This is a genomic window from Ensifer sp. ENS02, assembly GCF_014851885.1.
Lineage (GTDB): Bacteria > Pseudomonadota > Alphaproteobacteria > Rhizobiales > Rhizobiaceae > Ensifer > Ensifer adhaerens.
This window is the reverse complement of record NZ_JACVAO010000001.1, coordinates 641,756-664,918: the sequence shown is the minus strand read 5'-3', so window position 1 is coordinate 664,918 and position 23,163 is coordinate 641,756. Positions and strand designations below refer to the sequence as shown.

At 62.5% G+C, this 23,163-nt stretch carries 25 protein-coding genes; 12 read left to right on the top strand and 13 right to left on the bottom strand.

Features of this window, described 5'->3' with window-relative positions; translation table 11 throughout:
* Positions 1 to 18: 18 nt before the first annotated feature.
* The 7 genes from IB262_RS36445 to IB262_RS03375 all read left to right on the top strand — a co-directional run bounded on the left by IB262_RS36445 (position 19) and on the right by IB262_RS03375 (position 3,578).
* Positions 19 to 141, top strand: coding sequence for a hypothetical protein (locus IB262_RS36445; RefSeq protein ID WP_255380892.1), 123 nt, complete (start codon positions 19 to 21; stop codon positions 139 to 141).
* 187 nt (positions 142 to 328) lie between these two features.
* Complete coding sequence (locus IB262_RS03400; RefSeq protein WP_060584956.1) at positions 329 to 721, top strand: hypothetical protein; 393 nt, start codon at positions 329 to 331, stop codon at positions 719 to 721.
* A 109-nt stretch (positions 722 to 830) separates the two neighbouring features.
* Positions 831 to 1,067, top strand: coding sequence for a hypothetical protein (locus IB262_RS03395; protein ID WP_226020688.1), 237 nt, complete (start codon positions 831 to 833; stop codon positions 1,065 to 1,067).
* 193 nt (positions 1,068 to 1,260) lie between these two features.
* On the top strand, positions 1,261 to 1,497 hold the full coding sequence (locus IB262_RS03390) for a DUF982 domain-containing protein (RefSeq protein ID WP_082566472.1): 237 nt from the start codon (positions 1,261 to 1,263) through the stop codon (positions 1,495 to 1,497).
* Between the two features lie 327 nt (positions 1,498 to 1,824).
* Positions 1,825 to 2,031: a hypothetical protein gene (locus IB262_RS03385; RefSeq protein WP_034788476.1), complete on the top strand. Its 207-nt coding sequence runs from the start codon at positions 1,825 to 1,827 to the stop codon at positions 2,029 to 2,031.
* Between the two features lie 254 nt (positions 2,032 to 2,285).
* Positions 2,286 to 2,972 carry a fumarylacetoacetate hydrolase family protein gene (locus tag IB262_RS03380; RefSeq protein ID WP_060520644.1) on the top strand — a complete coding sequence of 229 codons (687 nt, stop codon included), beginning with the start codon at positions 2,286 to 2,288 and terminating at the stop codon, positions 2,970 to 2,972.
* A 75-nt stretch (positions 2,973 to 3,047) separates the two neighbouring features.
* On the top strand, positions 3,048 to 3,578 hold the full coding sequence (locus IB262_RS03375; protein WP_060520643.1) for a gamma carbonic anhydrase family protein: 531 nt from the start codon (positions 3,048 to 3,050) through the stop codon (positions 3,576 to 3,578).
* A gap of 49 nt (positions 3,579 to 3,627) precedes the next feature.
* Here the strand turns inward: IB262_RS03375 and IB262_RS03370 are convergent, their stop codons facing one another.
* From IB262_RS03370 to IB262_RS03360, 3 genes are read right to left on the bottom strand one after another with little or no spacing between them, the layout of a single operon-like run.
* Positions 3,628 to 4,023 (bottom strand): Fur family transcriptional regulator, encoded by a 396-nt coding sequence (locus IB262_RS03370; RefSeq protein ID WP_034788467.1) that lies wholly within the window; start codon positions 4,021 to 4,023, stop codon positions 3,628 to 3,630.
* Positions 4,023 to 4,853: a zinc ABC transporter permease subunit ZnuB gene (gene znuB, locus IB262_RS03365; protein ID WP_034788464.1), complete on the bottom strand. Its 831-nt coding sequence runs from the start codon at positions 4,851 to 4,853 to the stop codon at positions 4,023 to 4,025. Before znuB ends, IB262_RS03370 begins: the two co-directional genes overlap by 1 nt.
* Complete coding sequence (locus IB262_RS03360) at positions 4,846 to 5,751, bottom strand: metal ABC transporter ATP-binding protein (RefSeq protein ID WP_112976557.1); 906 nt, start codon at positions 5,749 to 5,751, stop codon at positions 4,846 to 4,848. The genes znuB and IB262_RS03360 overlap by 8 nt, the downstream gene beginning before the upstream one ends.
* A 183-nt stretch (positions 5,752 to 5,934) precedes the next feature.
* Here IB262_RS03360 and znuA point away from each other — a divergent pair, with 183 nt between their 5' ends.
* The 3 genes from znuA to IB262_RS03345 all read left to right on the top strand — a co-directional run bounded on the left by znuA (position 5,935) and on the right by IB262_RS03345 (position 8,668).
* Positions 5,935 to 6,936, top strand: a complete 1,002-nt coding sequence (gene znuA, locus IB262_RS03355; RefSeq protein ID WP_112976573.1) for a zinc ABC transporter substrate-binding protein ZnuA — start codon at positions 5,935 to 5,937, stop codon at positions 6,934 to 6,936.
* A 317-nt stretch (positions 6,937 to 7,253) separates the two neighbouring features.
* On the top strand, positions 7,254 to 8,456 hold the full coding sequence (locus IB262_RS03350; RefSeq protein WP_034788454.1) for a GTP-binding protein: 1,203 nt from the start codon (positions 7,254 to 7,256) through the stop codon (positions 8,454 to 8,456).
* Complete coding sequence (locus tag IB262_RS03345) at positions 8,456 to 8,668, top strand: hypothetical protein (RefSeq protein ID WP_112976556.1); 213 nt, start codon at positions 8,456 to 8,458, stop codon at positions 8,666 to 8,668. Before IB262_RS03350 ends, IB262_RS03345 begins: the two co-directional genes overlap by 1 nt.
* Before the next feature lie 35 nt (positions 8,669 to 8,703).
* Here the strand turns inward: IB262_RS03345 and IB262_RS03340 are convergent, their stop codons facing one another.
* Both IB262_RS03340 and IB262_RS03335 read right to left on the bottom strand, forming a co-directional pair.
* A complete protein-coding gene (locus IB262_RS03340) occupies positions 8,704 to 9,105 on the bottom strand; it encodes an RcnB family protein (RefSeq protein ID WP_034788451.1) in 402 nt (133 codons plus the stop codon).
* A 124-nt stretch (positions 9,106 to 9,229) separates the two neighbouring features.
* On the bottom strand, positions 9,230 to 10,858 hold the full coding sequence (locus IB262_RS03335; RefSeq protein WP_192493389.1) for a glycoside hydrolase family 43 protein: 1,629 nt from the start codon (positions 10,856 to 10,858) through the stop codon (positions 9,230 to 9,232).
* A 345-nt stretch (positions 10,859 to 11,203) separates the two neighbouring features.
* On the opposite strand from IB262_RS03335, the gene IB262_RS03330 reads away from it, so the two are divergent.
* Together IB262_RS03330 and IB262_RS03325 are read left to right on the top strand one after the other, a co-directional pair.
* Complete coding sequence (locus IB262_RS03330) at positions 11,204 to 11,779, top strand: TRAP transporter small permease subunit (RefSeq protein ID WP_192357183.1); 576 nt, start codon at positions 11,204 to 11,206, stop codon at positions 11,777 to 11,779.
* On the top strand, positions 11,776 to 13,596 hold the full coding sequence (locus IB262_RS03325; RefSeq protein ID WP_034788443.1) for a TRAP transporter large permease subunit: 1,821 nt from the start codon (positions 11,776 to 11,778) through the stop codon (positions 13,594 to 13,596). The genes IB262_RS03330 and IB262_RS03325 overlap by 4 nt, the downstream gene beginning before the upstream one ends.
* Before the next feature lie 85 nt (positions 13,597 to 13,681).
* Here the strand turns inward: IB262_RS03325 and IB262_RS03320 are convergent, their stop codons facing one another.
* From IB262_RS03320 to IB262_RS03285, 8 genes are all read right to left on the bottom strand, one after another.
* Positions 13,682 to 14,095 carry a cupin domain-containing protein gene (locus tag IB262_RS03320; RefSeq protein WP_112976553.1) on the bottom strand — a complete coding sequence of 138 codons (414 nt, stop codon included), beginning with the start codon at positions 14,093 to 14,095 and terminating at the stop codon, positions 13,682 to 13,684.
* Between the two features lie 149 nt (positions 14,096 to 14,244).
* Positions 14,245 to 15,351, bottom strand: coding sequence for a TRAP transporter substrate-binding protein (locus tag IB262_RS03315; RefSeq protein WP_112976552.1), 1,107 nt, complete (start codon positions 15,349 to 15,351; stop codon positions 14,245 to 14,247).
* A 275-nt stretch (positions 15,352 to 15,626) separates the two neighbouring features.
* The gene (gene mgrA, locus IB262_RS03310) at positions 15,627 to 16,655 is read right to left on the bottom strand and encodes an L-glyceraldehyde 3-phosphate reductase (protein ID WP_034788432.1); all 1,029 of its coding nucleotides are present in this window, start codon (positions 16,653 to 16,655) and stop codon (positions 15,627 to 15,629) included.
* 129 nt (positions 16,656 to 16,784) lie between these two features.
* Positions 16,785 to 17,963: a Gfo/Idh/MocA family oxidoreductase gene (locus IB262_RS03305; protein ID WP_060584938.1), complete on the bottom strand. Its 1,179-nt coding sequence runs from the start codon at positions 17,961 to 17,963 to the stop codon at positions 16,785 to 16,787.
* Positions 17,964 to 17,978: 15 nt separating this feature from the next.
* Positions 17,979 to 18,740: a sugar phosphate isomerase/epimerase gene (locus tag IB262_RS03300; RefSeq protein ID WP_192493388.1), complete on the bottom strand. Its 762-nt coding sequence runs from the start codon at positions 18,738 to 18,740 to the stop codon at positions 17,979 to 17,981.
* A 69-nt stretch (positions 18,741 to 18,809) separates the two neighbouring features.
* On the bottom strand, positions 18,810 to 19,499 hold the full coding sequence (locus tag IB262_RS03295; RefSeq protein ID WP_112976551.1) for a D-lyxose/D-mannose family sugar isomerase: 690 nt from the start codon (positions 19,497 to 19,499) through the stop codon (positions 18,810 to 18,812).
* A gap of 5 nt (positions 19,500 to 19,504) precedes the next feature.
* On the bottom strand, positions 19,505 to 21,979 hold the full coding sequence (locus IB262_RS03290) for a glycoside hydrolase family 2 protein (RefSeq protein ID WP_112976572.1): 2,475 nt from the start codon (positions 21,977 to 21,979) through the stop codon (positions 19,505 to 19,507).
* A gap of 89 nt (positions 21,980 to 22,068) precedes the next feature.
* A complete protein-coding gene (locus IB262_RS03285; RefSeq protein WP_034788421.1) occupies positions 22,069 to 23,163 on the bottom strand; it encodes an ABC transporter ATP-binding protein in 1,095 nt (364 codons plus the stop codon).

Below are 23,163 nucleotides of genomic sequence, written 5' to 3'. Positions count from 1 at the left end.
TCGTCATCGGAGCGAAACATGAGCTACGATTGGAGCGGCGCACGGCGCCGACGGACAATAGCGACCGTCATCGGCGCGGCATTTCTGCTGCTGGCGCTGGCGGCCACGGTCGCTGCCGCGGTTGGCACAAGCCTTTTTTGAGCGACAAGCGCTTTTTGCGTCTTCGTTTCACAAAGGACGAAACTCGCAATTGCCAACGGAAAGAAGGCAGATGATCAGCTCGCCTCAGCCCCGCCGCTACGCACAGCACGGGGTTGACGGCGACCGCGGACAGGACTAGGGCAGCGTTCCTGTATCGTTACCGGTCACAGGAATAAGGACAGACGGCATGAAACGCGCGATCGCGGCACTTCTCACGCTTCTCTTGGCCGGGTGCCAATCGATGGAGTTGGAGGCGCCTGAGGTCGCAAAACCCCGGCCGACCGCCCCGTCCGTTCCGACGCTTTCGGGCGATGCGCTCCAGGCCTTCCTCGTCGGCAAGACGCTGCGCTACAATCTCAACGGCGTCAACTCCACCTTCTTCCCCGACGGCCGCTACGGTTATCGTGACTACGAGGTGCGCGATGGCGGCAGCTACACGATCACCGGCGACGAGGTCTGCATCACCTTCGAGGATGGCGGCCGGCGCTGCGACCAGTATGCGCAGATCGGCTCCGACTATTACCGGATCGAGGAAGGCGGTCGCCGAACCAAGGTGGACCGCGTCGTCCCGGCGGCCTGACAATCCCGACGGCAACGGGCGTGCCCGTATAACCCCTCATTCCCGAGGGGTTCAATTCGCCGGCCTTCTGCCATAGTGCGCGCGGGAATGCGGCCTTGTGGGAGGACGGGTGGCCCCATTGCGAGCGACACAATGCCTGGCGCTGTCGAAGGCCGACATGGAGCGGTTGCAGCGCGTCTTTGACGCGCTTTGCATCGAACAGGGCTGGGCGCGAGACGGGGAGCCTGCGCGGCGGCATGCCAGGATGCTGATCGACGACTATCTCGCAGGCAATACCAGCGAAGGACGCCTGCTTATTGCCGGTCGCGCCTTCGCCGAAAGCTTGCAGCGTGGCATCGCCAGATAACGCCAATCGTGGCACTCGCGCCAGGCGGAGCGGCCGCCGGCGGCAGCCTGTCCTGCCATAACCGAAAAGCTGCTTACAAAAGCGAACTCCTGCGCTACATTAGCAAGATCGACTGCCGACCTTCTCGAGAGGAGCCAGAGGCCGGCGGTCGCAAATGCCGATGTTCATTGAGATGATCTCGAGGAGGAGACGCATGCAATTAGTCTGGAAACAGCCGATCGAACTCGACTTCGTTAGCGGCGATTGCCGCACCGTCAAAGGCCCCTCAGACGCCCTCGCCTGCCTTGCAGACCACTGGCCTCGCCGCGGACCATTCTATGTCGCCGCCCGCAGTGCCTGCCGCGCCGCCATCGACGGCCGTCGCACCGCAGAAGAGGCCCGATCGCTGTTCATCTCGGCCGCCGAAGAAGCCGAGTTGCCTACGCACTAACGCGCCTACCGGCGCTGAACGAAAGGTGCCGCTGGAAGGCGGCGAGCGTTTGCCATCGAGCAAGCGACACGATGACTTTTTTGATTGAAAGCTTCGGCCATTGACGGCCGCGTACGATTATTCAGGCTCCGGGCATTCGCCCAGCAAACGCATCATTTCAGCACATTACTGCCCAATCTCGGGTGATTTTTCCAGAAATGGCCCGATTTCTGTCGTGAAGCATTCATTTCTTTCTACTATATTCTGAGGTGCCTCACAAAAACCAATTTCGGAGCGCCTTAGTCCCATTAAGGGAATTCAAGAAAAACGATATACGGGAGAGAACATATGAGCGAGAGCAATCTCTATCGCATCGTTGAAGTCACCGTGAAGCGTGAAGGTGGCCGTCGTGATCTCGGCATCATGACCGTGCGCCAGGCCCTTGAGCTTCCCCAGGTCCCCAGCCTCGAATACAGCCATCCTGAACTCAACTCGCGTTCGGACGGTCGGTTCCTGACCCGAGACCAGCTTCAGGCCTACGCTCATTGCGCCTGACTTTGCCGATGATGGCATCCTTTCGGATGCCGTGATCGCGCGCGCCCAGGTGGGCGCGCCTTAATCAAAATCTTCGTCCCCAATCCTTGTTCTTAATTTTTCTGCGGATCGATTCCGATTCGCGGATTTATGCAGTAACGTCCGGATTCTCTCTTGCCTCGCCTCAACCGAAATCGGCCAACGGCGAACGCCCAACAAACGCGCGGTGCTCTTCCTGTCGGTTGCGACAGGCGGACGCCCAAGACCGGACGATCATGGAAACAATCATCCCCCCACCGCTTCCCGTGCTGCTGCCGATTTCCGGCAGCCTCGTCGGCTTTCCGGTTCGCCGGGTCTATTGCGTCGGCCGCAACTATGCCGCCCACGCGATCGAAATGGGCCACGACCCGGACCGCGAGCCGCCGTTCTTCTTCCAGAAGAACCCGGACAACCTGCTTGCAGCCGGTAGCGCCTTCCCCTACCCGCCCTTGACCACCGACGTTCATCACGAGGTCGAACTGGTCGTCGCCCTGAAACGTGGCGGCAGCAACATCGCCGTCGAGGACGCGCTCGATTGCGTCTACGGCTATGCCGTCGGCATCGATTTCACCCGCCGCGACCTGCAGGCGGAGGCGAAGAAGGCTGGCAAGCCCTGGGCTGCAGCCAAGGCGTTCGAGCATTCCGCCCCGCTCTCGGCGATCGCATCGGCCGAAACGATCGGCCATCCGCTCAACGGCAATATCTGGCTGAAGGTCAACGGCGAACTCCGCCAGCAGGGCGATCTCGACCAGATGATCTGGAAAGTGCCGGAGATCATCGCCGAACTCTCCAAACTCTTCACGCTGGCCCCCGGCGACGTCATCATGACTGGCACGCCCTCGGGCGTCGGACCGGTCGCGCGCGGTGACGAGGTCACCTGCGGCGTCGACGGGGTTGCGGCGCTCGCCGTCAGCGTCGTCTAACCGGCTCACTTCCGGCAGGCGGCCCGCCGCCTGCCGACCGGCCCCGATCGGCCATGTTGCGAAAGGACAGAATGGATGCCGCTTTACGCCCTTGGATCACTTCGCCCACAGACGCCGCCGAAGGGCAGCTATTGGGTCGCCCCGGACGCCAATGTCATCGGCCAGGTCGAGATCGGCGAAGAGGTCGGCATCTGGTTCGGCGTAACCCTGCGCGGCGACAACGAGCCCATCCGGCTCGGGGCGCGCACCAACATCCAGGAAAACGTCGTCATCCATGTCGATCCCGGTTTCCCGGTGACGATCGGCGAAGGCTGCACCATCGGGCACGGCGCCATCATCCATGGCTGCACCATCGGCGAAAACTCGCTGATCGGCATGGGCGCGACCGTGCTTAACGGCGCCAAGATCGGCCGCAACTGCCTGGTCGGCGCCAATGCGCTCGTCACCGAAGGCAAGGAATTTCCGGATAATTCGTTGATCGTCGGCGCGCCGGCCAAGGCGATCCGCACGCTGGATGATGCGGCGGTCGAAGGCTTGAAACGCTCGGCAGCGCATTACGTCAAGAACTGGCGGCGTTACGCCGCCGACCTCACCCGGCTGGACTGAGCGCCAAACACCTCAAGGTAAGCTTTCCACGGGCCCTGAAGAGTTGCCCTTATGCGCAGCTCTGGCAATGGCCGCGGATCTCGATCGTCGTCTTCTCGGTCTTGAAGTTCTGCGCCCGCGTCAGCGTCGAAAGCCGCTGCTCGATCGCCTCGTCATGAAACTCGGTCACCTGGCCACAGCCTTCGCAGATGGTGAAGGCGGTGACGCCGTGATCGTGTTCGTGGTCATGCGGGCAGGAACAGGCGACGAAGGCATTCAGGCTTTCCAGCCGATGCACGAGGCCATATTCGAGCAGTTTGTCGAGTGCGCGGTAAACCTGCAGCGGGGCGCGGAAGCCGTGATCGCGCAGCTTGTCGAGAATGGTGTAGGCGCTCATCGGCCCTTCGGAGTGGCTGAGCGCATCCATCACCAACGTCTGGTTCTTGGTCAGTTGCGGCGTAGCCATTAGTGGTGCCCTCCAGGCGTGGAATGATGCGCCGCCTCGAGCGGGCGGCGGCCGATCGGTAGCAGACTCAGAACGAAAAGCCCAACCGCGGCAACAACGATAGACGGTCCCGACGGGGTATCCCAGTGAAGCGAGCCGAAAAGTCCGCCGGTGACGGCGAGCGCGCCGATGACCGATGCGAGTACCGCCATCACTTCCGGCGAGGTCGAGAAGCGCCGTGCCGTTGCCGCCGGGATGATCAGCAGCGAGGTGATGAGCAGAATGCCGACGATCTTCATGGCGATCGCAATCACCAGCGCCATCAAGAGCATGAAAAAGAGCCGCGTGCGTTCGGGCTTCAGACCCTCGGCTTCCGCCAGTTCCGGATTGACGGTGGAGGCCAGGAGCGGCCGCCAGAGATAGACAATCGCGAATATGACGAGGATGCCGCCACCCCAGATGATGTCGATGTCGGACTCGGAGACCGCCAGAATGTCGCCGAAGAGGAAGCCGACGAGATCGATGCGCACCCAGGTCATGAAGGCGACGATGACGAGGCCGAAGGAGAGTGCTGAATGGGAGAGGATGCCGAGCAGCGCATCCGTCGACAGCGCCCCGCGCCGCTGCAGGAAGAGCAGCAGCACCGAGACCACGGCCGCGACGATGAAGACGCTGAGCATCAGGTTGAGCTCGAGCAGCAGCGACAGCGCCACGCCGAGCAGCGCCGAATGGGCCATGGTGTCGCCGAAATAGGCCATGCGCCGCCAGATGACGAAGCAGCCGAGCGGCCCGGCCATGACGGCAATGCCGATGCCGGCGATCAGCGCGCGCACGAAGAAATCGTCAAGCATCGCGCTTCTCCTTCACTTCATAGCCGTGCAGTCGCGAATGATGGCCGCAGCCGCAATCCTCGCCGTGATCGTGCACGTTTTCCTCGTCGTCGTGGTGATGGCCGTCACCGGGGTAGCAATGTTCGGTGATCGAACCGTCCGCATGCAGCACCCGGCCGTCGGGCAAATGGGTGTGGTCGTGGTGGTGGCTGTAGACCGCAAGCGTATTGGCGGCCCGCCTGCCGAAAAGCTTCTGGTATTCCGGGCTCTGGCTGACCGCCTGCGGCGTGCCGCGGCAGCAGACATGGCCGTTGAGACAAACGACCGTATCGGTCTCGGCCATGACGATATGCAGGTCGTGCGAGATCAGGAGAATGCCGCAGCCTGTGCGGTTGCGGATCTGCTTGATCAGTTCGTAGAGCGCAATCTCGCCGCTGAAATCGACGCCCTGCACCGGCTCGTCGAGCACCAGCAGGTCCGGCTTGCGGGCAATCGCGCGGGCGAGCAGCGCGCGCTGGAACTCGCCGCCGGAGAGATGCTGCACCTCGGATTTCGCCAGATGCAGCACGCCGGTCGCCGACAGCGCCTCCTCGATCTCCCGCCCCTTCAAGGGGCCGGTCAGCGTCATCAGTCGCTCGACCGTCAAAGGCAGCGTCCAGTCGACGGCAAGCTTCTGCGGCACGTAGCCTACTTTCAGGCCCGGCTTGCGCTCGACATAGCCCTCGTCCGGTTTCAGCACTCCGATCGCCGTCTTCGCGGTCGTCGATTTGCCCGAGCCGTTCGGGCCGATCAGCGTGACGATCTCGCCCGGGCTGATCGAGAATTCGACGCCACGCACCAGCCAGCGACCGTTGCGGCGCACGCCGGCATTGCTGAGATTGACCAGTGGCAGCGCTTCTGGGGAACGGAAATTCAGCATGAAAAAATTCCGGATTGCATGGTTGCCACTGGCTATCGCACACGTTATAGCATAACGCAATTGATGTAATAACATTACATGACGACTTCAAGGCCGGCAACGGCCCGTTGGAGTAACAGTTTTGCATGCCCGAAGCGCGCTTGGCCGATGTGGCAGGCACGCCAATCAAGCCCGGAGAACCCGATGAAATCGACATCCGCCCTGCTTTTTGCCTCTACCATGCTTCTTGCGGCACCTGCCGCAGCGGACAGCCCCAATGTGGTGGTTTCGATCAAGCCGATCCACTCCCTTGTCGCCTCGATCATGCAGGGTGTGGGCGAGCCGTCGCTAATCGTCGAGGGCGCCGCCTCGCCGCACACCTACAACATGAAGCCTTCGAACGCCTCGGCCCTGCAGGCGGCAAAGGTGGTCTTCTGGGTCGGTCCCGGCCTCGAAGCCTTCCTCGACAAGCCGCTCGACGCCTTGAGCAGCGGCGCAAAGGTGGTGGAGCTCAGCGAAGCGCCCGGCATCGAGAAGCTGAAATTCCGCGAAGGCGGTGCATTCGAGGCGCATGACCACGGCGACGAAGGCCACAGTGAAGAAGGCCAGAGCGAGGAAGGCCACAAGCATGCCGAGGGCGAAGCGGGGCACGATCACGGCCATGACCACGATCACGGCCACGGCGATGCCGATCTGCACATGTGGCTCGATCCCATGAATGCCAAGGCGATGGCCGCCGAGATCGAAAAGACGCTCACTGAGGCCGATCCTGCCAATGCGGACGCCTACAAGGCCAATCTGGACGCCCTGAACAAGCGCCTGGATGCGCTCGACGCCAAGCTCACGGAAACCGTGGCACCGGTGAAGGACAAGCCCTTCGTCGTCTTCCACGACGCCTATCAGTATTTCGAGCACCGCTATAAGGTTCGCGTCGCCGGCTCGATCACCGTCAGCCCTGAGGTCCTGCCTGGCGCGGATCGGGTGTCGCAGATCCATGCCAAGATCAAGGAACTCGGTGCCACCTGCGTCTTTGCCGAGCCGCAGTTCGAGCCGAAGCTGATCAATGTGGTGATCGAGGGAACGCCGGCGAAATCCGGTACGCTCGACCCGGAAGCCGGCACGCTGGAGGCCGGCCCGGATCTCTATTTCCAGATGATGGAAGGGATCGGCACCTCGCTGAAGACCTGCCTCGCCTCGGCAAGCTGACCCGTCCTCCCAAGGCGGTATCGGTGGGCGCTCGCTTGGCTCGGCTATACGGGCGCCCGCCCCTCTCTCTATCATTCTCGGGATTGGCATTCTCGGCGAGATGGTGCGGAACCGGGCCGCCTGCTGGAACCTCGGGTCAAGGAGGATTGACGGAAAGACTAGCCACAGGCGACCAAAAGATTGGAACGACGACCTGCCGGCAAGTTGGGTTCAGCCCAGAGGTCCGGTGCCAAACTTCGCACTCGTATCAGGCGAGCAAACGCGCTCGCCTTTTTTACCGACGGTATTCGTAACGATATAACATACAGGACCAATCGATGGAAAAGCTCCCTGTCACCGTTCTCTCCGGCTTTCTTGGCGCCGGCAAGACGACACTGCTCAACCACGTGCTTTCCAACCGCGACGGGCTGCGCGTCGCCGTCATCGTCAACGACATGAGTGAGGTCAACATCGATGCGGCGCTGGTGCGTGATGGTGGTGCCGGTCTGTCGCGCACGGAAGAGCAACTGGTGGAAATGACCAATGGCTGCATCTGTTGCACGCTGCGCGACGATCTCCTGAAGGAAGTCCGCAACCTCGCCGAACAGAACCGCTTCGACTATCTGCTGATCGAATCGAGCGGCATTTCCGAGCCCCTGCCCGTCGCCACCACCTTCGATTTTCGCGACGAGGACGGTGAAAGCCTGGCCGATGTCGCGCGGCTCGACACGATGGTGACGGTGGTCGATGCCGCGAACCTGCTGGCCGACTATTCCTCGCTCGATTTCCTCGCCGACCGTGGCGAAACGGCGGGCGAAGGCGATACACGCACCCTCGTCGACCTCCTGGTCGAGCAGATCGAGTTCGCCGACGTGGTGGTCTTGAACAAGGTCGGCACTGCGACGCCCGAGCAGGTGGATGCCGCCCGCAAGATCATCGTCGGGCTCAATCCCGATGCGCGGCTGATCGAAACCGATTTTGGCAAGGTGAACCTGCGCGAGGTGCTTGGAACCGGCCGCTTCGATCTCGCCAAGGCCGAAGAACATCCGCTCTGGTACAAGGAACTTCACGGCTTCAAGGACCATATCCCGGAGACCGAGGAATACGGCATCCGCTCGTTCGTCTACCGCGCCCGCCGCCCGCTCGATCCCATGCGCTTCCAGGCCTTCCTCAACCGTTCCTGGCCGGGCGTGCTTCGCGCCAAGGGCTTCTTCTGGCTCGCCACCCGACCGCATTATGTCGGCGAGATCAGCCAGGCCGGCCCCCTTGTGCGGACCGGCAAGATGGGGCTCTGGTGGTCGGCCGTGCCTCAGGAGCAATGGCCGCGCGAACCAGGTTTCCTGAAGGCGGTCGGTCCCTACCTGGACCCGGTCTGGGGTGATCGTCGCCAGGAGATCGTCTTCATCGGCGCCGACCCGATGGACGAGGCGGAGCTTCGTGCCGAACTCGATGCCTGCCTGATCGCCGACGAGCGCTTTCGTCCGGAACGTTGGCGCGATCTTGCCGACCCCTTCGCCAGCTGGTCGCCACGGGCCGCCTGATGGCAGACGCCGCGCGCGTACCGCGCCGACCGCGCTTCACCTGCATGGCGCTCAACGCCGCCGGGCGGCCGGTGCCGATGTTCGATCCGTTTCTGGGAGATGAACCCGCAGATGGGGACGCGCCGGAAGCGGCAGGCGCTATCGAACTCCTGCTTTTTGGCGACCGGCAAAACCCACGCGCCGGTGACCGAAAAGGCGAAGGGGCGGCGTGAAAACGCCGCCCCTTCGCTGAACCCAGAGTGCCTTATCAGCGTGCTGCCGCCAGGCCGACAATGACGCCGGTGGCAAGGCTGATCAGCAGGAAGTCGTTGCCGGACCGTACCCATTGCTGGCCGCGCGGCGGCTGGCGAAGCTTGTAGTAACGGTAGTCGCGCACCTGCGCCATGTGGCGGCGCTCGGCCGGCGACAGGCGATGGCCGCGCGCCCAGCGCTCCTTCTTCTTGACGATCACCCGCTTTTCGATCGTGACGTGCTTGTCGACGTGACGATCCACGCGGCGGTCCATGTGACGATCGTAATCGCGATCGACGGGTCGACGCGAACGATCATAGTTCTGCGCCACCTCGAAGGATCCTGCCGGCTGGGCAAGGGCTGCGACCGGCGTAATCAGAACGGAGCTGGCGACGAGCGCGATCAGGAGACGTTTCATTCGGGTGTCCTTTCTTTGTCTGCACCCGAAAATTAGACCCCGCTTCCTGAACCGAATATGAAACTCTACATTACAAATACGTAATGATATCCATCACTTATTCCATAATTCTAATGTTTACGGATCAACTTGCCGCAAGGCTGACGTAGCGGAAGCGGTCGAAATCGGCAGCCTTGCCCGCGCCTGAGGTGTCGAAGGCGAACATGCCGGCGAAGGCCCCGGTGAAGGATCCATGCTCGCCGCGGCCGCCCTCGTCGGAGACCACGCCCGCATCGAGAACCGGGCCGATCGGCTGCCAATCCACCGCTGCGTTCGCCCGCCAGAAGAACTGCAGGTCATTGTCGCGAACGTCCATGGCAAGGTCGATCGGACCATCGGGAATGGCGATGCCGCTGCCGACGGGGAACTGCAGCCGGCCGTGCGGAAAATCGCCGGGGCATGAGAGGATCGTCAGCGCCCGGCCCAACGTTTCGTGCCAGGTGATGCCGAGCGCATGGAACTTGTGGCGATTGTAGTAATGCGTCACACCTGCAACCTGTTGGTAGGTTACGGCCGTGAAATCGACCGTCGTCTCGGCGCGGAAGGAATGATGCTCCTGCCGCCGCGCGACCAGCGCCTGCTCGAACCAGCTGCCGATGCTCTCTCTGCCGAACAGCCTGAGGTGGCCCGGCCGCCATTCGAGCGAGAAGATCCGCTCCAGTTCCGGCGTACGCAGCCATTGGAACTCGACGGGCAATGCCTGGCCGTCGAAATGCGTTTCCGTAACCACCGGTGTCGCCACCTGCCCCGCCGGTCCCGGCGCCGGCACGAGCACCTCCGGCACCGGGCCGCCGTTTTCGAGATAGAGCCAGCCATCATCGCGCCAGACACATTTTTGCAGGGCCGTCTCGCGACCGAGCGTACAGCGGCGTCCGGGAGGCAGCGGTCGGCCGGTCAGATGCGTATGATAGGCCTGCCCATCTGGCGTCTCGAGATATTGGCCGTGGCCCGCGCGCTGCAACGGCGCTTCGGGGTGATCCTTCGACGTGATCAGATAGATATCCGGATGCATCTCATAGGGGCCGTCGATCGCGCGTGAGCGGGCCATGGTGACGGCGTGGTCGTAGCCGGTCCCGCCTTCCGCCGTCGTCAGATAATACCAGCCGTTTCGCTTGAACAGATGCGGCCCCTCGACGAGGCCGAGTGGTGAGCCGGCAAAGATGTTCTTCACGGGGCCGACGAGCCTGCGTGTCCGTTCGTCCCATTCCTGCAGCAGGATGCCGTCAAAGGCCGGATGTTTCGGCGAGCCGCCGAAGCTTTCGGTGCGGTGGTTCCACTGCATGTTGAGGAACCACTTGCGGCCGTCGTCATCATGGAAGAGCGACGGGTCGAAGCCGGAGGAATTGACGTAGACCGGATCCGACCAGGTCGCCTCGATCGCCTCAGCCGTGACGATGTAGTTGTGCGCGTCCTTGAAGTTGCCGTCGAAGCGCTTGACGTCGGTGTAGACCAGCCAGAACAGGCCATCGTCATAGGAAAGACACGGCGCCCAGACGCCGCAGCTATCCGGGTTGCCGCGCATGTCGAGCTGGCTTGCCCGCTCCAGCGGCCGGCGGACGAGTCGCCAGTTCACCAGATCCCGCGAATGGTGGATCTGCACACCCGGGTACCATTCGAAGGTGGAGGTCGCGATGTAGTAGTCGTCTCCGACACGGCAGATCGAAGGGTCCGGGTTGAAGCCCGGCAGAATGGGGTTTCGGATCATGGCAGTCATGGTTCAGGCGTCCTCCCTTGGCGGCGCCATCCGACCTCAAAAATCATACAAATTCAAGCCTGCAACGTTGCAGTAATTCGCGCGTCGTATCGCCTGTGCCCGGCTTTCCACATCGATTCGCTTGGCGATGTGCACCTTAAGGCGGCTGACGATCGCCGTGCCTCGCCGTCTGCAACCGGATTGCACAAACAATGGGCAAAGCGCTGGATCACCCTATTCTACTTTAGTCGGAGGCGGCCGAACTACACGGGAAAATCGCACCTCAGACTTGAACGTGCGCTTGAAATCGGCACTCTGGCTATGCTTGGCACAAGAACCATAAAAGCCATCGCGGGGAGGAAATCGATGAGAGCTTTGCTCGGCTTTAGCCGACTTATAGACACGATCACGGAATTTATCGGAAAGAGCGTTTCATGGCTGATCCTGGCCGCTGTTCTCGTCAGCGCCGGCAACGCAGTGATCCGCAAGATCTTCAACATGTCGTCGAATGCCTGGCTCGAGGCGCAATGGTATCTGTTCGGCGCCGCGTTCATGTTTGCGGCCGCCTATACCCTGAGCCAGAACGAGCACATCCGCATCGACGTGGTCTACGCTCAGTTCTCGCGCCGCGTGCAGCATTGGATCGACCTTCTTGGGCACCTCCTCTTCCTGATGCCCTTCGTGCTGCTCGTGCTCTATTACCTCTTCCCCTATGTGAAGATGTCCTACGTCTCGGGCGAGGTCTCATCATCCGCCGGCGGCCTGATCATCTGGCCGGCCAAGGCCATCCTGCTCTTCGGCTTCCTGCTGCTGGCCTTCCAGGGCGTGTCGGAGATCATCAAGAAAATCGCGATCATGACCGGAAACATGGAAGACCCGACACCCTATGTGCCGACCCATGCGCCGCTTGACGATGTCGTGTCTCCGGAGACCCGTCCATGATCGAATTCATTGCTGAAAACCTGGCGCCGATCATGTTCGCGTCACTGATCGTGTTCCTGCTTTTGGGATACCCGGTCGCCTTCTCGCTCGCCGCCAACGGCCTGCTGTTCTTCATCATCGGCGTCGAACTTGCGCCGCTGTCGGATTCGATCAACCTCTCCTGGCCCCTGCTCAACGCGCTGCCTGACCGGTTCTGGGGGGTGATGTCGAACGACACATTGCTTGCCATCCCCTTCTTTACCTTCATGGGGATCGTGCTCGAGAAATCGGGCATGGCGGAAGACCTGCTCGACACGATCGGCCAGCTCTTCGGCCCGATCCGCGGCGGTCTTGCCTATGCGGTCATCTTCGTCGGCGCGCTGCTTGCAGCCACGACAGGCGTCGTTGCCGCCTCGGTCATCGCCATGGGCCTGATCTCGCTGCCGATCATGTTGCGCTACGGCTATGACCGGAAAGTCGCCTCGGGCGTCATCGCGGCTTCCGGCACGCTCGCCCAGATCATCCCGCCGTCACTCGTGCTCATCGTTCTTGCCGACCAGCTCGGCCGTTCGGTCGGCGACATGTATGCCGGCGCGCTGATCCCAGGCCTGGTGCTGACCGGACTGTACATGGTCTACATCCTGATCATGACGATCCTGAAGCGTGATTCCATGCCGGCCCTGCCGCTGGAAGCCCGCACGCTGGGCTCCGGCGTTACCTCGCTGTTCATCGCGCTCGCGGTCGCAGCCGGCATTGCCTATGCCGCCCACGTCTATCTCTACCCGACCCAGGGCGAGAACGCCGACATTCTCGGCGGCACAGTGGGCGTTGCCTTCATCTATATCGTCGCCCTGCTCGACCGCGGCCTGAAGATCAATGCGATGTCGAGGCTTGCCCAGCAGGTCATCATCGTGCTGATCCCGCCGCTGGCGCTGATCTTCCTCGTCCTCGGCACCATCTTCCTCGGCATCGCAACACCGACCGAAGGCGGCGCCATGGGTGCAGTCGGCGCGCTGATCATGGCGGCCGCCAAGGGTCGTCTCAATCTGGACGTCGTGCGCGGCGCACTGACGGCAACGACAAGGCTTTCCGCCTTCGTGCTGTTCATCCTGATCGGTGCACGCGTCTTCTCGCTCACCTTCTATGGCGTCAACGGCCATATCTGGGTCGAGCACCTGCTGACGGCGATGCCGGGCGGCGAGACCGGCTTCCTGATTGCCGTCAACCTGCTCGTCTTCTTCCTGGCGTTCTTCCTCGATTTCTTCGAGCTCGCCTTCATCATCGTGCCGCTGCTTGCGCCCGCTGCCGACAAGCTTGGCATCGACCTCATCTGGTTCGGCGTGCTCCTCGGCATCAACATGCAGACGAGCTTCATGCACCCGCCCTTCGGCTTCGCGCTCTTTTACCTGCGCTCGGTCGCGGCCAAGGTGCCCTATCTCGACAAGATCACCGGCAAGTCGATCCAGCCCGTTACGACCGGCCAGATCTACTGGGGTGCCGTACCCTTCGTCGGTATCCAGATCGTGATGGTGGGCCTGACGATCATGTTCCCGCAGATGGTCATGCACTACAAGGGAACCGGAACGGGCGTCGATCCGAACACCATCAAGATCGAGGTGCCCGGCTTCGGCGCCGGCGGTGGCGGTCTCGGCCTGCCCGGCGGCCTGCAGCTTCCAGGTGGCAGCCCGCTCGACCAAAAGCCGGCCGATCAGGGTGGCGCCCAGCCGCAGACCGCTCCGTCGAACGACCTCAGCCAGCCTCCGTCGTTTGGCAGCCCGGGTGCCCAGCCACAGCCGGCCCCCTCAAACGACCTCAGCCAGCCGCCGTCGTTCAAGTAGGACCGCCGGCAGACAGAAAAGCAAAGGGCGGCCGATAAGCCGCCCTTTCCATTTCTACAATCGCTGAGACGACGACCGAACTCGTTCAATCCAGCCGCTTGGCCGGATTTTCGCGGTACCAGTCGACGATCATCGGCATCGCCTCCTCGAATGGACCGCCGACATAAACGTTGAGCAGCCCCATGCGCGCCTCGCTCTCGTTCTTGAAGTCATGCATCGTCCCGCGCGGGATGACGAACAGCGAGCCCTTCGGCTTCTGGTGCCAGATGTCGCCGACGAGCACGCTCGCCGTGCCCTCGATCACGTAGAAGATCTCGTCGTTGTCGTCGTGCTTGTGGGCGCCCGGTCCCTCGTGCCTGGCATCGAGCCACCATTCCGAGACCGAAAATCGACCAGCGGTTTCAGCGCCGTCGGCTTTGAAGACGGCCTGGATGGCGCCCATGTCGTAGCGGCGGCCCTCGTCGGGACCGAGCACGACCGATTGGCCTTCGCTTGGCATAGTTCTTCCTCCGTCCTGTTGAGGCAGCAACCCTACCACGAAATGCGTTCAGTACGGCGCGCAGCAATACGCCGTGCGCGCGGCAACGAAAAAGCCGCCCGCAACGGATATCGCGAACGGCTCGTTTCAATCGGCAATGAGGGAAAAGCTTAGAGCTTGCCGCCGCGCTGCTGGATCATCATGAAGGTGTCGTAATTGTATTCGGCGATCTGGGCGTTGAGGTAGTACTCGCCGCGGAAAGCCTTGATCGAGTCCCAGATCTTCTTGAAGGTCGGGTTCGAGGCTTCCATCTCGGCATAGACCTCGTTGGCCTTGTCGAAGCAGGCTGACAGGATTTCGGCGCTGAACGGGCTGAGCTTGGCACCCGAAGCCACCAGGCGCTTGATCGCCGAGGGGTTCAGGTAATCGTACTTCTGCAGCATGTTCGCGTCAGTGGCGTGGCAGGCGGTGCGCAGCAGCGACTGGTAGTTCTTCGGCAGTCCTTCGAACGCCGCCTTGTTGAACATGGCGTGGACCGTCGGACCACCTTCCCACCAGCCGGGATAGTAGTAGTAGGGCGCAACCTTGTAGAAGCCAAGCTTCTCGTCGTCATAGGGGCCGACCCATTCGGCAGCGTCGATGGTGCCCTTTTCCAGCGCCGGGTAGATGTCGCCGCCGGCGATCTGCTGCGGCACGACGCCGAGCTTCTCGACGACCTTGCCGGCGAAGCCACCGATGCGCATCTTCAGGCCCTGCATGTCGGCAACCGTCTTGATTTCCTTGCGGAACCAGCCGCCCATCTGCACGCCGGTGTTGCCGCCCGGGAAGCCGACGAGGCCTTGGGTGCCGAGGAACTCGTTGAAGAGGTCGATACCTCCGCCATGGTAGTGCCAGGCGTTCATGCCGCGCGCGTTGAGCGCGAAGGGAACGGCTGCACCGAGCGCCCAGGTTGGGTCCTTGCCCCAGTAATAGTATGCAACCGTGTGGCAGGCTTCGACCGTACCGGCAGCAGCCGCGTCAGCGGCCTGCAGGCCTGGAACGATTTCGCCGGCAGCGAAGACCTGGATCTGGAAAGCACCGTCGGTTGCCTCCGAGACGTATCTCGACAGCACTTCGCCGCCGCCATAGATCGTGTCGAGCGACTTCGGGAACGACGACGCCAGGCGCCAGTTCACCTTCGGGTTTGCCTGCGCGATGGCCGGTGTCGCAAGCGCGGCTGCACCTGCGGCCGCCAAGCCGCCGAGGCTTGCGTTTTTAATGAATGAACGGCGATCCATGGTTCCTCCCCTAGTTCTCGCCAAAGGGCGGGCGCAGCGCGCCTCTACCCATCAATCCACCCTGCCCCTTCCCGGACAAACGGTGGCTCTCCTCCTCGTTACCCGCCGAAAGCGACTGAGATCAGCGGCGCAACCGGCAGGCATTGTCGCACCTTACAGAAACACCGGACCATGTCCAGAAGCCGCTTTCCGGCGTTTATTCGACTTTTGTCTAATACGCCGGAAAGCGATGTGCTTTGCCTAAAATGCAGGCAAATCAATATTTTCGGTCGAAATCAGAGCTCGGCTGACTTGGCCCAGAGGTTGATGTCCGCCTCGCGCGCATAAAGATCGATCTCGGCCAGTTCGTCGGCCGTGAACGTGTCGTTTTCGAGCGCCTTGACGCAATCGACGATCTGCTCGGAACGGCTGGCGCCGATCAGTGCCGAGGTGATCCGGCCGTTGCGCAGCACCCAGGCAAGCGCCATCTGCGCCAGCGTCTGGCCGCGCTTTTCGGCGATACCGTTCAGCTTGCGGATGTTGTCGATGATCTCGGGGCGGATGAAGTCCTTCTTCAGGAAGTGGTTCTGCGCCGCGCGGCTATCAGACGGGATGCCGCCAAGATACTTCGTCGTCAGCATGCCCTGGGCGAGCGGCGAGAAAACGATCGAGCCGATGCCGAGATCTTCGAGCGTATGGATCAGCCCATCGTCCTCGATCCAGCGGTTGAGCATGGAGTAGCTCGGCTGGTGGATGAGGCAAGGCGTGCCGAGATCCTTAAGGATCGCGGCGGCTTCGCGGGTGCGCTGCGAGTTGTAGGAGGAAATCCCCACATAGAGCGCCCGGCCCGAACGCACGATATGGTCGAGCGCACCGCAGGTTTCTTCGAGCGGCGTCTCAGGGTCGAAACGGTGCGAATAGAAGATGTCGACATAGTCGAGGCCCATGCGCTTCAGGCTCTGGTCGCAGGATGCGATCATGTATTTGCGGCTGCCCCATTCGCCGTAAGGGCCGGCCCACATGTCGTACCCAGCCTTGGACGAGATGATCAGTTCGTCGCGCAAGTGCGCGAAGTCCGTGCGCATGATTTCGCCGAAGGCAGTCTCGGCCGAGCCCGGAGGCGGGCCGTAATTGTTGGCGAGGTCGAAATGGGTGATGCCCAGATCGAACGCCGTGCGGCACATGTCGACCTTGCGGTCATGCGGTGTGTCGCCACCGAAATTGTGCCAAAGCCCCAGCGAGATCGCCGGCAGCTTCAGGCCGGAACGGCCGAGACGGTTATATTTCATGGTGTCGTAGCGGTTTTCCGCCGGTAGCCAGGTCATCGCACAATCCTCCGCGATCGATCTCCGGATGGCGAACTCGTCCGCCACCCTCAAAAATGAAACGGTTTCCGTAGCGGTTGGCCGCTACGGAAACCTCAGTTCACAAAGGTCTAAACCTCTCCGGTGTCGCTATGAAGCGGCAGCGACGCGATTTCCCGACATTTCTTCTTCGGTCTCGCGCAAGAGCGCCCGAGCTTCCTCGATGCCGAGGGCGGCCGGCTGGGTGCAGGTGGTGGAGAGTTCGATGAAACGTCCCTCCTCGCCAGATTTCAGGATCGACACCATGACGTCGACGCCGTGCAGCGCGCGGTCGAGCGAGCAGCGGGCATCGCGGCCTTCGAGGATGGCGAGCGCCATGTCGGCAAGGCCGGCGGTGCGGTAATTCGCCATCGGCCCCTGCGGATGCTCCTGGTTGGCAACACCGAAAGGATGATCCCAGGGCTCCAGCGGCTCGATTTTCTTGTCGCGGCCGCTTGCTTCCACCGTGCCGCCGAAGAAGTTCGGGTCGGGCACGTAGAGCGAGCCTTCGGTGCCGTAAAGCTCCATGTTGGCATGGCGGTGCGACCAGACATCCCAGCTGGCCGACAGCGTGATCGTCGCGCCGTTCTCAAATTCGAGCAGCGCGTGGATGTTGGTCGGCGTCTTGACCGGGATCACCTCGCCCTTGCGCGGTTCGCTGGTGATCGTGCGGGTCGGGTTGGCCATGGTGGCGAGCGCCGCCACGCGCTTCACCGGGCCGATCAGGTTGATCAGGTTGGCGATGTAGTAGGGACCGAGATCGAGGATCGGGCCGCCGCCGGGCAGGAAGAAGAAGTCCGGGTTCGGATGCCACATCTCCATGCCCGGGCTCATGACGTGGCAGGTGCCCGAGGTCACCCGGCCGATCTTGCCCGCGTCAACATAGCTACGGGCAAGCTGATGCGCGCCGCCGAGGAAGGTGTCCGGCGCGCAGCCGACGGAAAGGCCCTTCGCCTTGGCGATCGCCCTCAACTCCTCGCCCTGCTCCAGGGAGAGCACCAGCGGCTTTTCCGAATAGACGTGTTTGCCGGCTTCGAGGATTGCCTTGGAGACCGGATAGTGCGCGTCCGGAATGGTCAGGTTGACGACGATGTCGACATCGGGATTGGCGAGCAGCGCCTCGATGCTCTCAGCTTTAACGCCGTATTCGGCCGCCCGCGCCTCGGCTGCCGCCGGGTTGATGTCGGCGCAGGCGACAACCTTGATGCCCCGGAAAAGCGGGGCAAGCTTGAAGTAGGTGGTGGAGATGTTGCCGCATCCGATGATGCCGACGCCAAGTTCCTTGGTCATGGATAAACCTGCTTCTCAATAGGATTGGATGGAGGCGAGCGAACGCTTGGCGAAGCGCTTGAAATCACTCGGGTTGTCGTGCTCGGCGATGAAGTAGCGGGCCTTCGTGCCGGAAAGTGCCGCAAACAGGCCTTTCCAGTCGACCGTGCCCTCGCCGACATCGGCCCAGCCGTCCTCGTCCTTCTTCTCGCCTGTCGGCGCGATGTCCTTCACATGCACGGCGGTGATGCGGTCGCCATACTTCTTGATCCAGGCGATCGGATCGGCGCCGCCGCGGATGATCCAGGCGATATCGGCCTCCCAGGAGAGATCCGGTCCGCCCGCAAAGATCAGGTCCTGCGGAATACTGCCATCCGGAAGGGCCGCGAACTCGAAGTCGTGGTTGTGCCAGCCGAAGATCAGCCCGGCATCACGATAGGGCTTGCCGGCCTTCTGCAGCCGCTCGCCGAAGGCGCGCCAGCCGGCGGCATCGTTCGGGCGCTGGTCGGGCATCAGGTAGGGGCAATAGATCGCCTTGATGCCGAGCGCCTTGGCGATTTCGAGCACGCGCGCCGGATCGCTTTCGAGCATGTCCAGGCCAAAGTGCGCGGTCGGCATGGCGAGACCATTGTCGTCGAGACCTTCCTTGAAGCTGGCGATCTCGGCGTCGCTGAGCGCTGCGTAAAGCGCGCCGTAACCTTCGACCTGGCTGTAGCCGGCGTCGCCGAGTGCTTTCAGCACATTGGCGAAAGGCGGGAAATTGCGAGCGCTATAAAGCTGGAAACTGACGTCCTTCATGAAATCCTCCTCGATTTCGTCCTGGGGGTCTTGGGATAGTGGGATCTTGGGGTTGTTGGGGTCTCGGTATCACCTGAGCCAGGTATCGTAGTCCGACACCAAGAGGTGGGCGGGGCCTGCGTCCTCCTCGATCGCCGAGAAGCGACCGACCGGCTCGCGGAAATAGTTGTCGGTGAGATCGTCGTTGACGGTCGATACTTCGCCCATCAGCACGTCGGCGCCCTCGGCCCAGAAGGCGTGCCAGTTGCCAGGGAGAAGTGTGACGCTTTCACCGGCCTTGAGCTTCAGCAGGTCGCCAGCTTTCAGCGTGCGCTGCCGTGCATCGGTCGCCACAACGACGTCGCTCTCCTCGTCAACCGAGCCGTCCGGTTTGGAATTGTACATCTGCAGCACCAGCGAACCGCCGCCACGGTTGATGATGTCCTCGGTCTTGACCGCGTGACGGTGCAGCGGGTTGACCTGGTCCTTGGCGGTGATCATCAGCTTCTCGGCGTAAACCATGCCCTGCCCGGTCTTCAGATTGGCGGCATTGCCGTTGCGCAGCGTGAAGAGCACTAGCCCGAACTCATCGAAGCGGCCCTTGCCATAGTCGGTAATGTCCCAGCCGAGCCGGGCATCAAAGATCGTCGGACTGTCGGAAGCGACGCGCGCCTTCAGTTGCTCCGGCGACCAGTAGGCAAAGGGTGGCAGGGTGAAGCCGAAGCTCTTCATGAAGGCATCGCTCTCGGCGATGATGTCGTTGACGTGGCTGCGTTTCATGGCGGTCAACCCTTTCCCTGGCAGGATTCGAGATCGAAGGCGGAAAAGCGCGGCAGGTCACCTGCGCCAAGCGGCACCTTCGGGGTGAAACGGATGACCTTCGTCTCGCCGGCCAAGAGGTCGAAGGCGTTGTCGGAATAGCGCCCGGCGACATCCGCCTCGATCATCACATGCAGCGCCAAGCCGCTCGCCTTGACCGTGACGTCGAAGGCGCCTTCGCCTGCGGGCGCGACATCGAGTGTCAGGCCGGACGGCTTGAGGTCGAGCGCCTTGTAGGTGCCGTTGACGTGGTGCCCCTCACCGCGCATGCCGTTCGATGCCTCGAACGACCAGAACAGCAGGTCGCCTTCCGGAATGTCGAATGCCGCGATCGTCGCCAACGTTGCCGCCCGGTCCGGGCTGCAGGTACCGGCGACCGCCGCGAGCGGCATGCGCTGGCCATCGAGCGAAACCAGGAAGGTCTGCAGCTCGACGGTCACCGGCTCTGCCGTATCGTTGACCATCGAGAACGCGATTTCCTTTCCGTCTGCCGATGGGATCGCTGCGACCGAGACCGGCTGGAAGAAGCGACGGACCATGTAGTGCATCGCCTTCCAGCTGCCGCCATAGTCGAGGCTCGACCAGGAGGCGACCGGCCAGGTGTCATTGAGCTGCCAGTAGAGCGTGCCCATGCAATGGGGCTTCAGCGAGCGCCAGTAGTCGACGGCCGTGCGGATCGCCAGCCCCTGCTGCACCTGGCTGAGATAGACGAAAGCCGGAAAATCCTTGGGGAAACGGAAGTAGCGGAACATCGTGCCGGCGATGCGCTCGTTGCCGCCGACATTCTTCTGGTGGCTCTCGATCACGGGCGACGCGATATTGAGGTCCTTCTCGGCCGCAAACTGCCGGATGACCGGCATCGACGTATAGGACTGGAAGCCGAACTCCGAGCAGAAGCGCGGCCGCACGGTGCGGTAATTGTCGAAGGACTTGTTTTCGTGCCAGACCGACCAATAGTGCATGTCGCCGGAACCATCGGCATGCCAGGCGTCGCCGAAGTCGAGATATCCCGACGCCGGGCTCGACGGCCACCAGATCGCTTCGGGCAGCGCCGCCTTCAGCGCCACCTCGATGGTGCGGTTCAGCCGGTCATAGGAGACGAGATAACGGTCGCGATCCTTGCGCGGCTCATCGAACCAGGTGAGCGCGCCGACGAGCTCGTTGTCGCCACACCAGACCGCGATCGACGGATGCGACGACAGGCGCTTGGCCTGGTAGTCCACCTCGGCTGCGACATTCCCCAGGAAATCCGGCGTCGAAGGATAGAGGTTGCAGGCGAACATGAAGTCCTGCCAGACCATGAGGCCCAGCCGGTCGCACAGATCGTAGAACCAGCCCGGCTCGTAGAAGCCGCCGCCCCAGACGCGGATCATGTTCATGTTGGCATCGACAGCCGAGGTCAAAAGGTCCTCGACGCCTTCGCGCGTCACCCGCGACGCCAGCGCATCGGCCGGGATCCAGTTGGCGCCCTTGCAGAAGATCTCGCGGCCGTTGACGCGGAAGGCGAAGCGGCTGCCGGCCTCGTCCTTGTCGGTCAGAAGCTCGACGGTGCGGAAACCGATCTGACACGTCACCTGCTCCTGCGGCACCTCGACGGTCAGCCGCGACAGGTCCTGCTCGCCGCTTCCAGCCGGCCACCAGCGCTTGGGCTCGCTCACGGAGAAGACATGGGTGATGCGGGTCTCGCCCTTGCCGACGGCGCAATCGAGCCGTTCGCGGTCCTCATCGAGCGAGAAGTGCACCGGCACAATGCCCGGCCCATCGGCAAAGAGCGTCAGCGTCACCACCAGATCGACGCTGCCATCCTCCAGCCAGACCTGCTTGCTCGTCACATGCTCGATGCGGGCGATCTCCAGCCGGCAAAGGGCGATCTCTCCGTAGACGCCGAGCGGTGCGATCGCGAGGTTCCAGTCCCAGCCGAAATGGCACTGGGGTTTGCGCAGCATATTGCCGTTGGCGATCGGTGAATTGCCAGGGTGATAGGGCACGTAGAAGGGCTGCTCCGCCTGCCGCCGCGCGCCTTCGGCAATCGAGGAATGCAACACGATGCGGATGCGGTTCTCGCCTGCAACCAGCGTCTTCGAGACATCCGGGCGATAGCGGCGGAAGCAATTCTCCGCTTCAAGCACCAGCTTGTCATTGACGAACACCGAGGCAACCGTGTCGAGGTATTCAAGGTCGAGATACCAGTAACCGGCAATGTCGTCGGCACCGACCGTGACCGTGCGCTCGATCACCCAGTCCTTGTGCGCCACCCACTGCACGTCGTTCTCGTTGCGCCCCACATACGGGTCGTCGATCACGCCGGCCTTCAGCAGCGCCGAATGCACATCGCCCGGCAACTCCATTGCCAGCGCACGGCTATTGTCGACGGAAGAAAGTTGCCAATCCCCTGCGAGATCGAGACGAATGGCGGTGCGGGTGAAATCCTCAGAGAGCATGCGCATGGTTCCATAGATCGACCGGCCACGCCGGCACAGTCATTGCTGGGAGGTGCCGGGCAGAGGTGGCCGCCCGGCATCTCCTTATTTCAGAGTCGGTTCTCGCTTGTCGCATCGAAGATCGAGGCGACGCCCATGTCGAAGGAGAGCGTGACCGCCGTGCCCGGCGCATAGCGCCGCTGGCCGGCGATACGAACCGACATCGACTGTCCGGCAAGCTTCAGCCACAGCAGATTGTCGGCGCCCATCGGCTCCTCGATATCGACGACCGCCCGGTGCGAGGCCGGCGCGCCACTTGCCGCTTCGTCGACGCGCACATGCTCGGGCCTCAAGCCCAGCACCACCTTCTGGCCATGCACGAAGGGCGCGCGCGACGGATAGGCCGACACGTCGAAATCGACGCCGTTGGCGTGGACGTAGGCGCGCTGGTCGCGCAGCTGCAGTTCGCCGCGAAAGAAGTTCATCGACGGCGAACCGATGAAGCCGGCGACGAACAGGTTTTCCGGCGCGTTGTAGATCGTCATCGGGTCGGCAAGCTGCTGGATCACGCCGCTCTTCATGACCGCGATGCGGTCGGCAAGCGTCAAGGCCTCGATCTGGTCGTGGGTGACGTAGATCATCGTGTTCTTCAGCGACTGGTGCAGCCGCTTGATCTCGACGCGCAGCTCCGAGCGCAGCTTGGCGTCGAGGTTGGAGAGCGGCTCGTCGAACAGGAACACGTCGACATCGCGCACCAGCGCCCGGCCGATCGCCACACGCTGGCGCTGGCCGCCCGAGAGCTCCGAAGGCTTGCGCTTCAAGAGCGGCTGGATCTGCAGGATCTCGGCGGCGCGGCTGACGCGCTTGTCGATCTCTTCCTTCGGCACCTTGGCGACCTGCAGGCCGAAGGAGAGGTTCTTCTCCACCGACATCTGCGGATAGAGCGCGTAGGACTGGAACACCATGCCGATGCCGCGGTCCTTGGGCTCCTCCCAGGTGACGTTCTTGTTCTTGATGAAGATCTGCCCGTCGCTGACATCGAGCAGACCGGCGATGCAGTTCAGCAAGGTCGACTTGCCGCAGCCGGACGAGCCGAGCAGCACCAGGAACTCGCCGTCCTTGATGTCGAGGTTGAGCGTGTCGAGCACAGTGACGGCACCGAAGCTCAACGACAGGTCTTTGACCGATACGCTGACGTTTTGCAT

Bases quoted from the DNA above. Each gene is read 5' to 3' on its own strand.
- IB262_RS36445 (WP_255380892.1), top strand. From the start codon at position 19: ATGAGCTACGATTGGAGCGGCGCACGGCGCCGACGGACAATAGCGACC.
- IB262_RS03400 (WP_060584956.1), top strand. From the start codon at position 329: ATGAAACGCGCGATCGCGGCACTTCTCACGCTTCTCTTGGCCGGGTGC.
- IB262_RS03390 (WP_082566472.1), top strand. From the start codon at position 1,261: ATGCAATTAGTCTGGAAACAGCCGATCGAACTCGACTTCGTTAGCGGC.
- IB262_RS03385 (WP_034788476.1), top strand. From the start codon at position 1,825: ATGAGCGAGAGCAATCTCTATCGCATCGTTGAAGTCACCGTGAAGCGT.
- IB262_RS03380 (WP_060520644.1), top strand. From the start codon at position 2,286: ATGGAAACAATCATCCCCCCACCGCTTCCCGTGCTGCTGCCGATTTCC.
- IB262_RS03375 (WP_060520643.1), top strand. From the start codon at position 3,048: ATGCCGCTTTACGCCCTTGGATCACTTCGCCCACAGACGCCGCCGAAG.
- IB262_RS03370 (WP_034788467.1), bottom strand. From the start codon at position 4,023: ATGGCTACGCCGCAACTGACCAAGAACCAGACGTTGGTGATGGATGCG.
- znuB (WP_034788464.1), bottom strand. From the start codon at position 4,853: ATGCTTGACGATTTCTTCGTGCGCGCGCTGATCGCCGGCATCGGCATT.
- IB262_RS03360 (WP_112976557.1), bottom strand. From the start codon at position 5,751: ATGCTGAATTTCCGTTCCCCAGAAGCGCTGCCACTGGTCAATCTCAGC.
- znuA (WP_112976573.1), top strand. From the start codon at position 5,935: ATGAAATCGACATCCGCCCTGCTTTTTGCCTCTACCATGCTTCTTGCG.
- IB262_RS03350 (WP_034788454.1), top strand. From the start codon at position 7,254: ATGGAAAAGCTCCCTGTCACCGTTCTCTCCGGCTTTCTTGGCGCCGGC.
- IB262_RS03345 (WP_112976556.1), top strand. From the start codon at position 8,456: ATGGCAGACGCCGCGCGCGTACCGCGCCGACCGCGCTTCACCTGCATG.
- IB262_RS03340 (WP_034788451.1), bottom strand. From the start codon at position 9,105: ATGAAACGTCTCCTGATCGCGCTCGTCGCCAGCTCCGTTCTGATTACG.
- IB262_RS03335 (WP_192493389.1), bottom strand. From the start codon at position 10,858: ATGACTGCCATGATCCGAAACCCCATTCTGCCGGGCTTCAACCCGGAC.
- IB262_RS03330 (WP_192357183.1), top strand. From the start codon at position 11,204: ATGAGAGCTTTGCTCGGCTTTAGCCGACTTATAGACACGATCACGGAA.
- IB262_RS03325 (WP_034788443.1), top strand. From the start codon at position 11,776: ATGATCGAATTCATTGCTGAAAACCTGGCGCCGATCATGTTCGCGTCA.
- IB262_RS03320 (WP_112976553.1), bottom strand. From the start codon at position 14,095: ATGCCAAGCGAAGGCCAATCGGTCGTGCTCGGTCCCGACGAGGGCCGC.
- IB262_RS03315 (WP_112976552.1), bottom strand. From the start codon at position 15,351: ATGGATCGCCGTTCATTCATTAAAAACGCAAGCCTCGGCGGCTTGGCG.
- mgrA (WP_034788432.1), bottom strand. From the start codon at position 16,655: ATGACCTGGCTACCGGCGGAAAACCGCTACGACACCATGAAATATAAC.
- IB262_RS03305 (WP_060584938.1), bottom strand. From the start codon at position 17,963: ATGACCAAGGAACTTGGCGTCGGCATCATCGGATGCGGCAACATCTCC.
- IB262_RS03300 (WP_192493388.1), bottom strand. From the start codon at position 18,740: ATGAAGGACGTCAGTTTCCAGCTTTATAGCGCTCGCAATTTCCCGCCT.
- IB262_RS03295 (WP_112976551.1), bottom strand. From the start codon at position 19,499: ATGAAACGCAGCCACGTCAACGACATCATCGCCGAGAGCGATGCCTTC.
- IB262_RS03290 (WP_112976572.1), bottom strand. From the start codon at position 21,979: ATGCTCTCTGAGGATTTCACCCGCACCGCCATTCGTCTCGATCTCGCA.
- IB262_RS03285 (WP_034788421.1), bottom strand. From the start codon at position 23,163: ATGCAAAACGTCAGCGTATCGGTCAAAGACCTGTCGTTGAGCTTCGGT.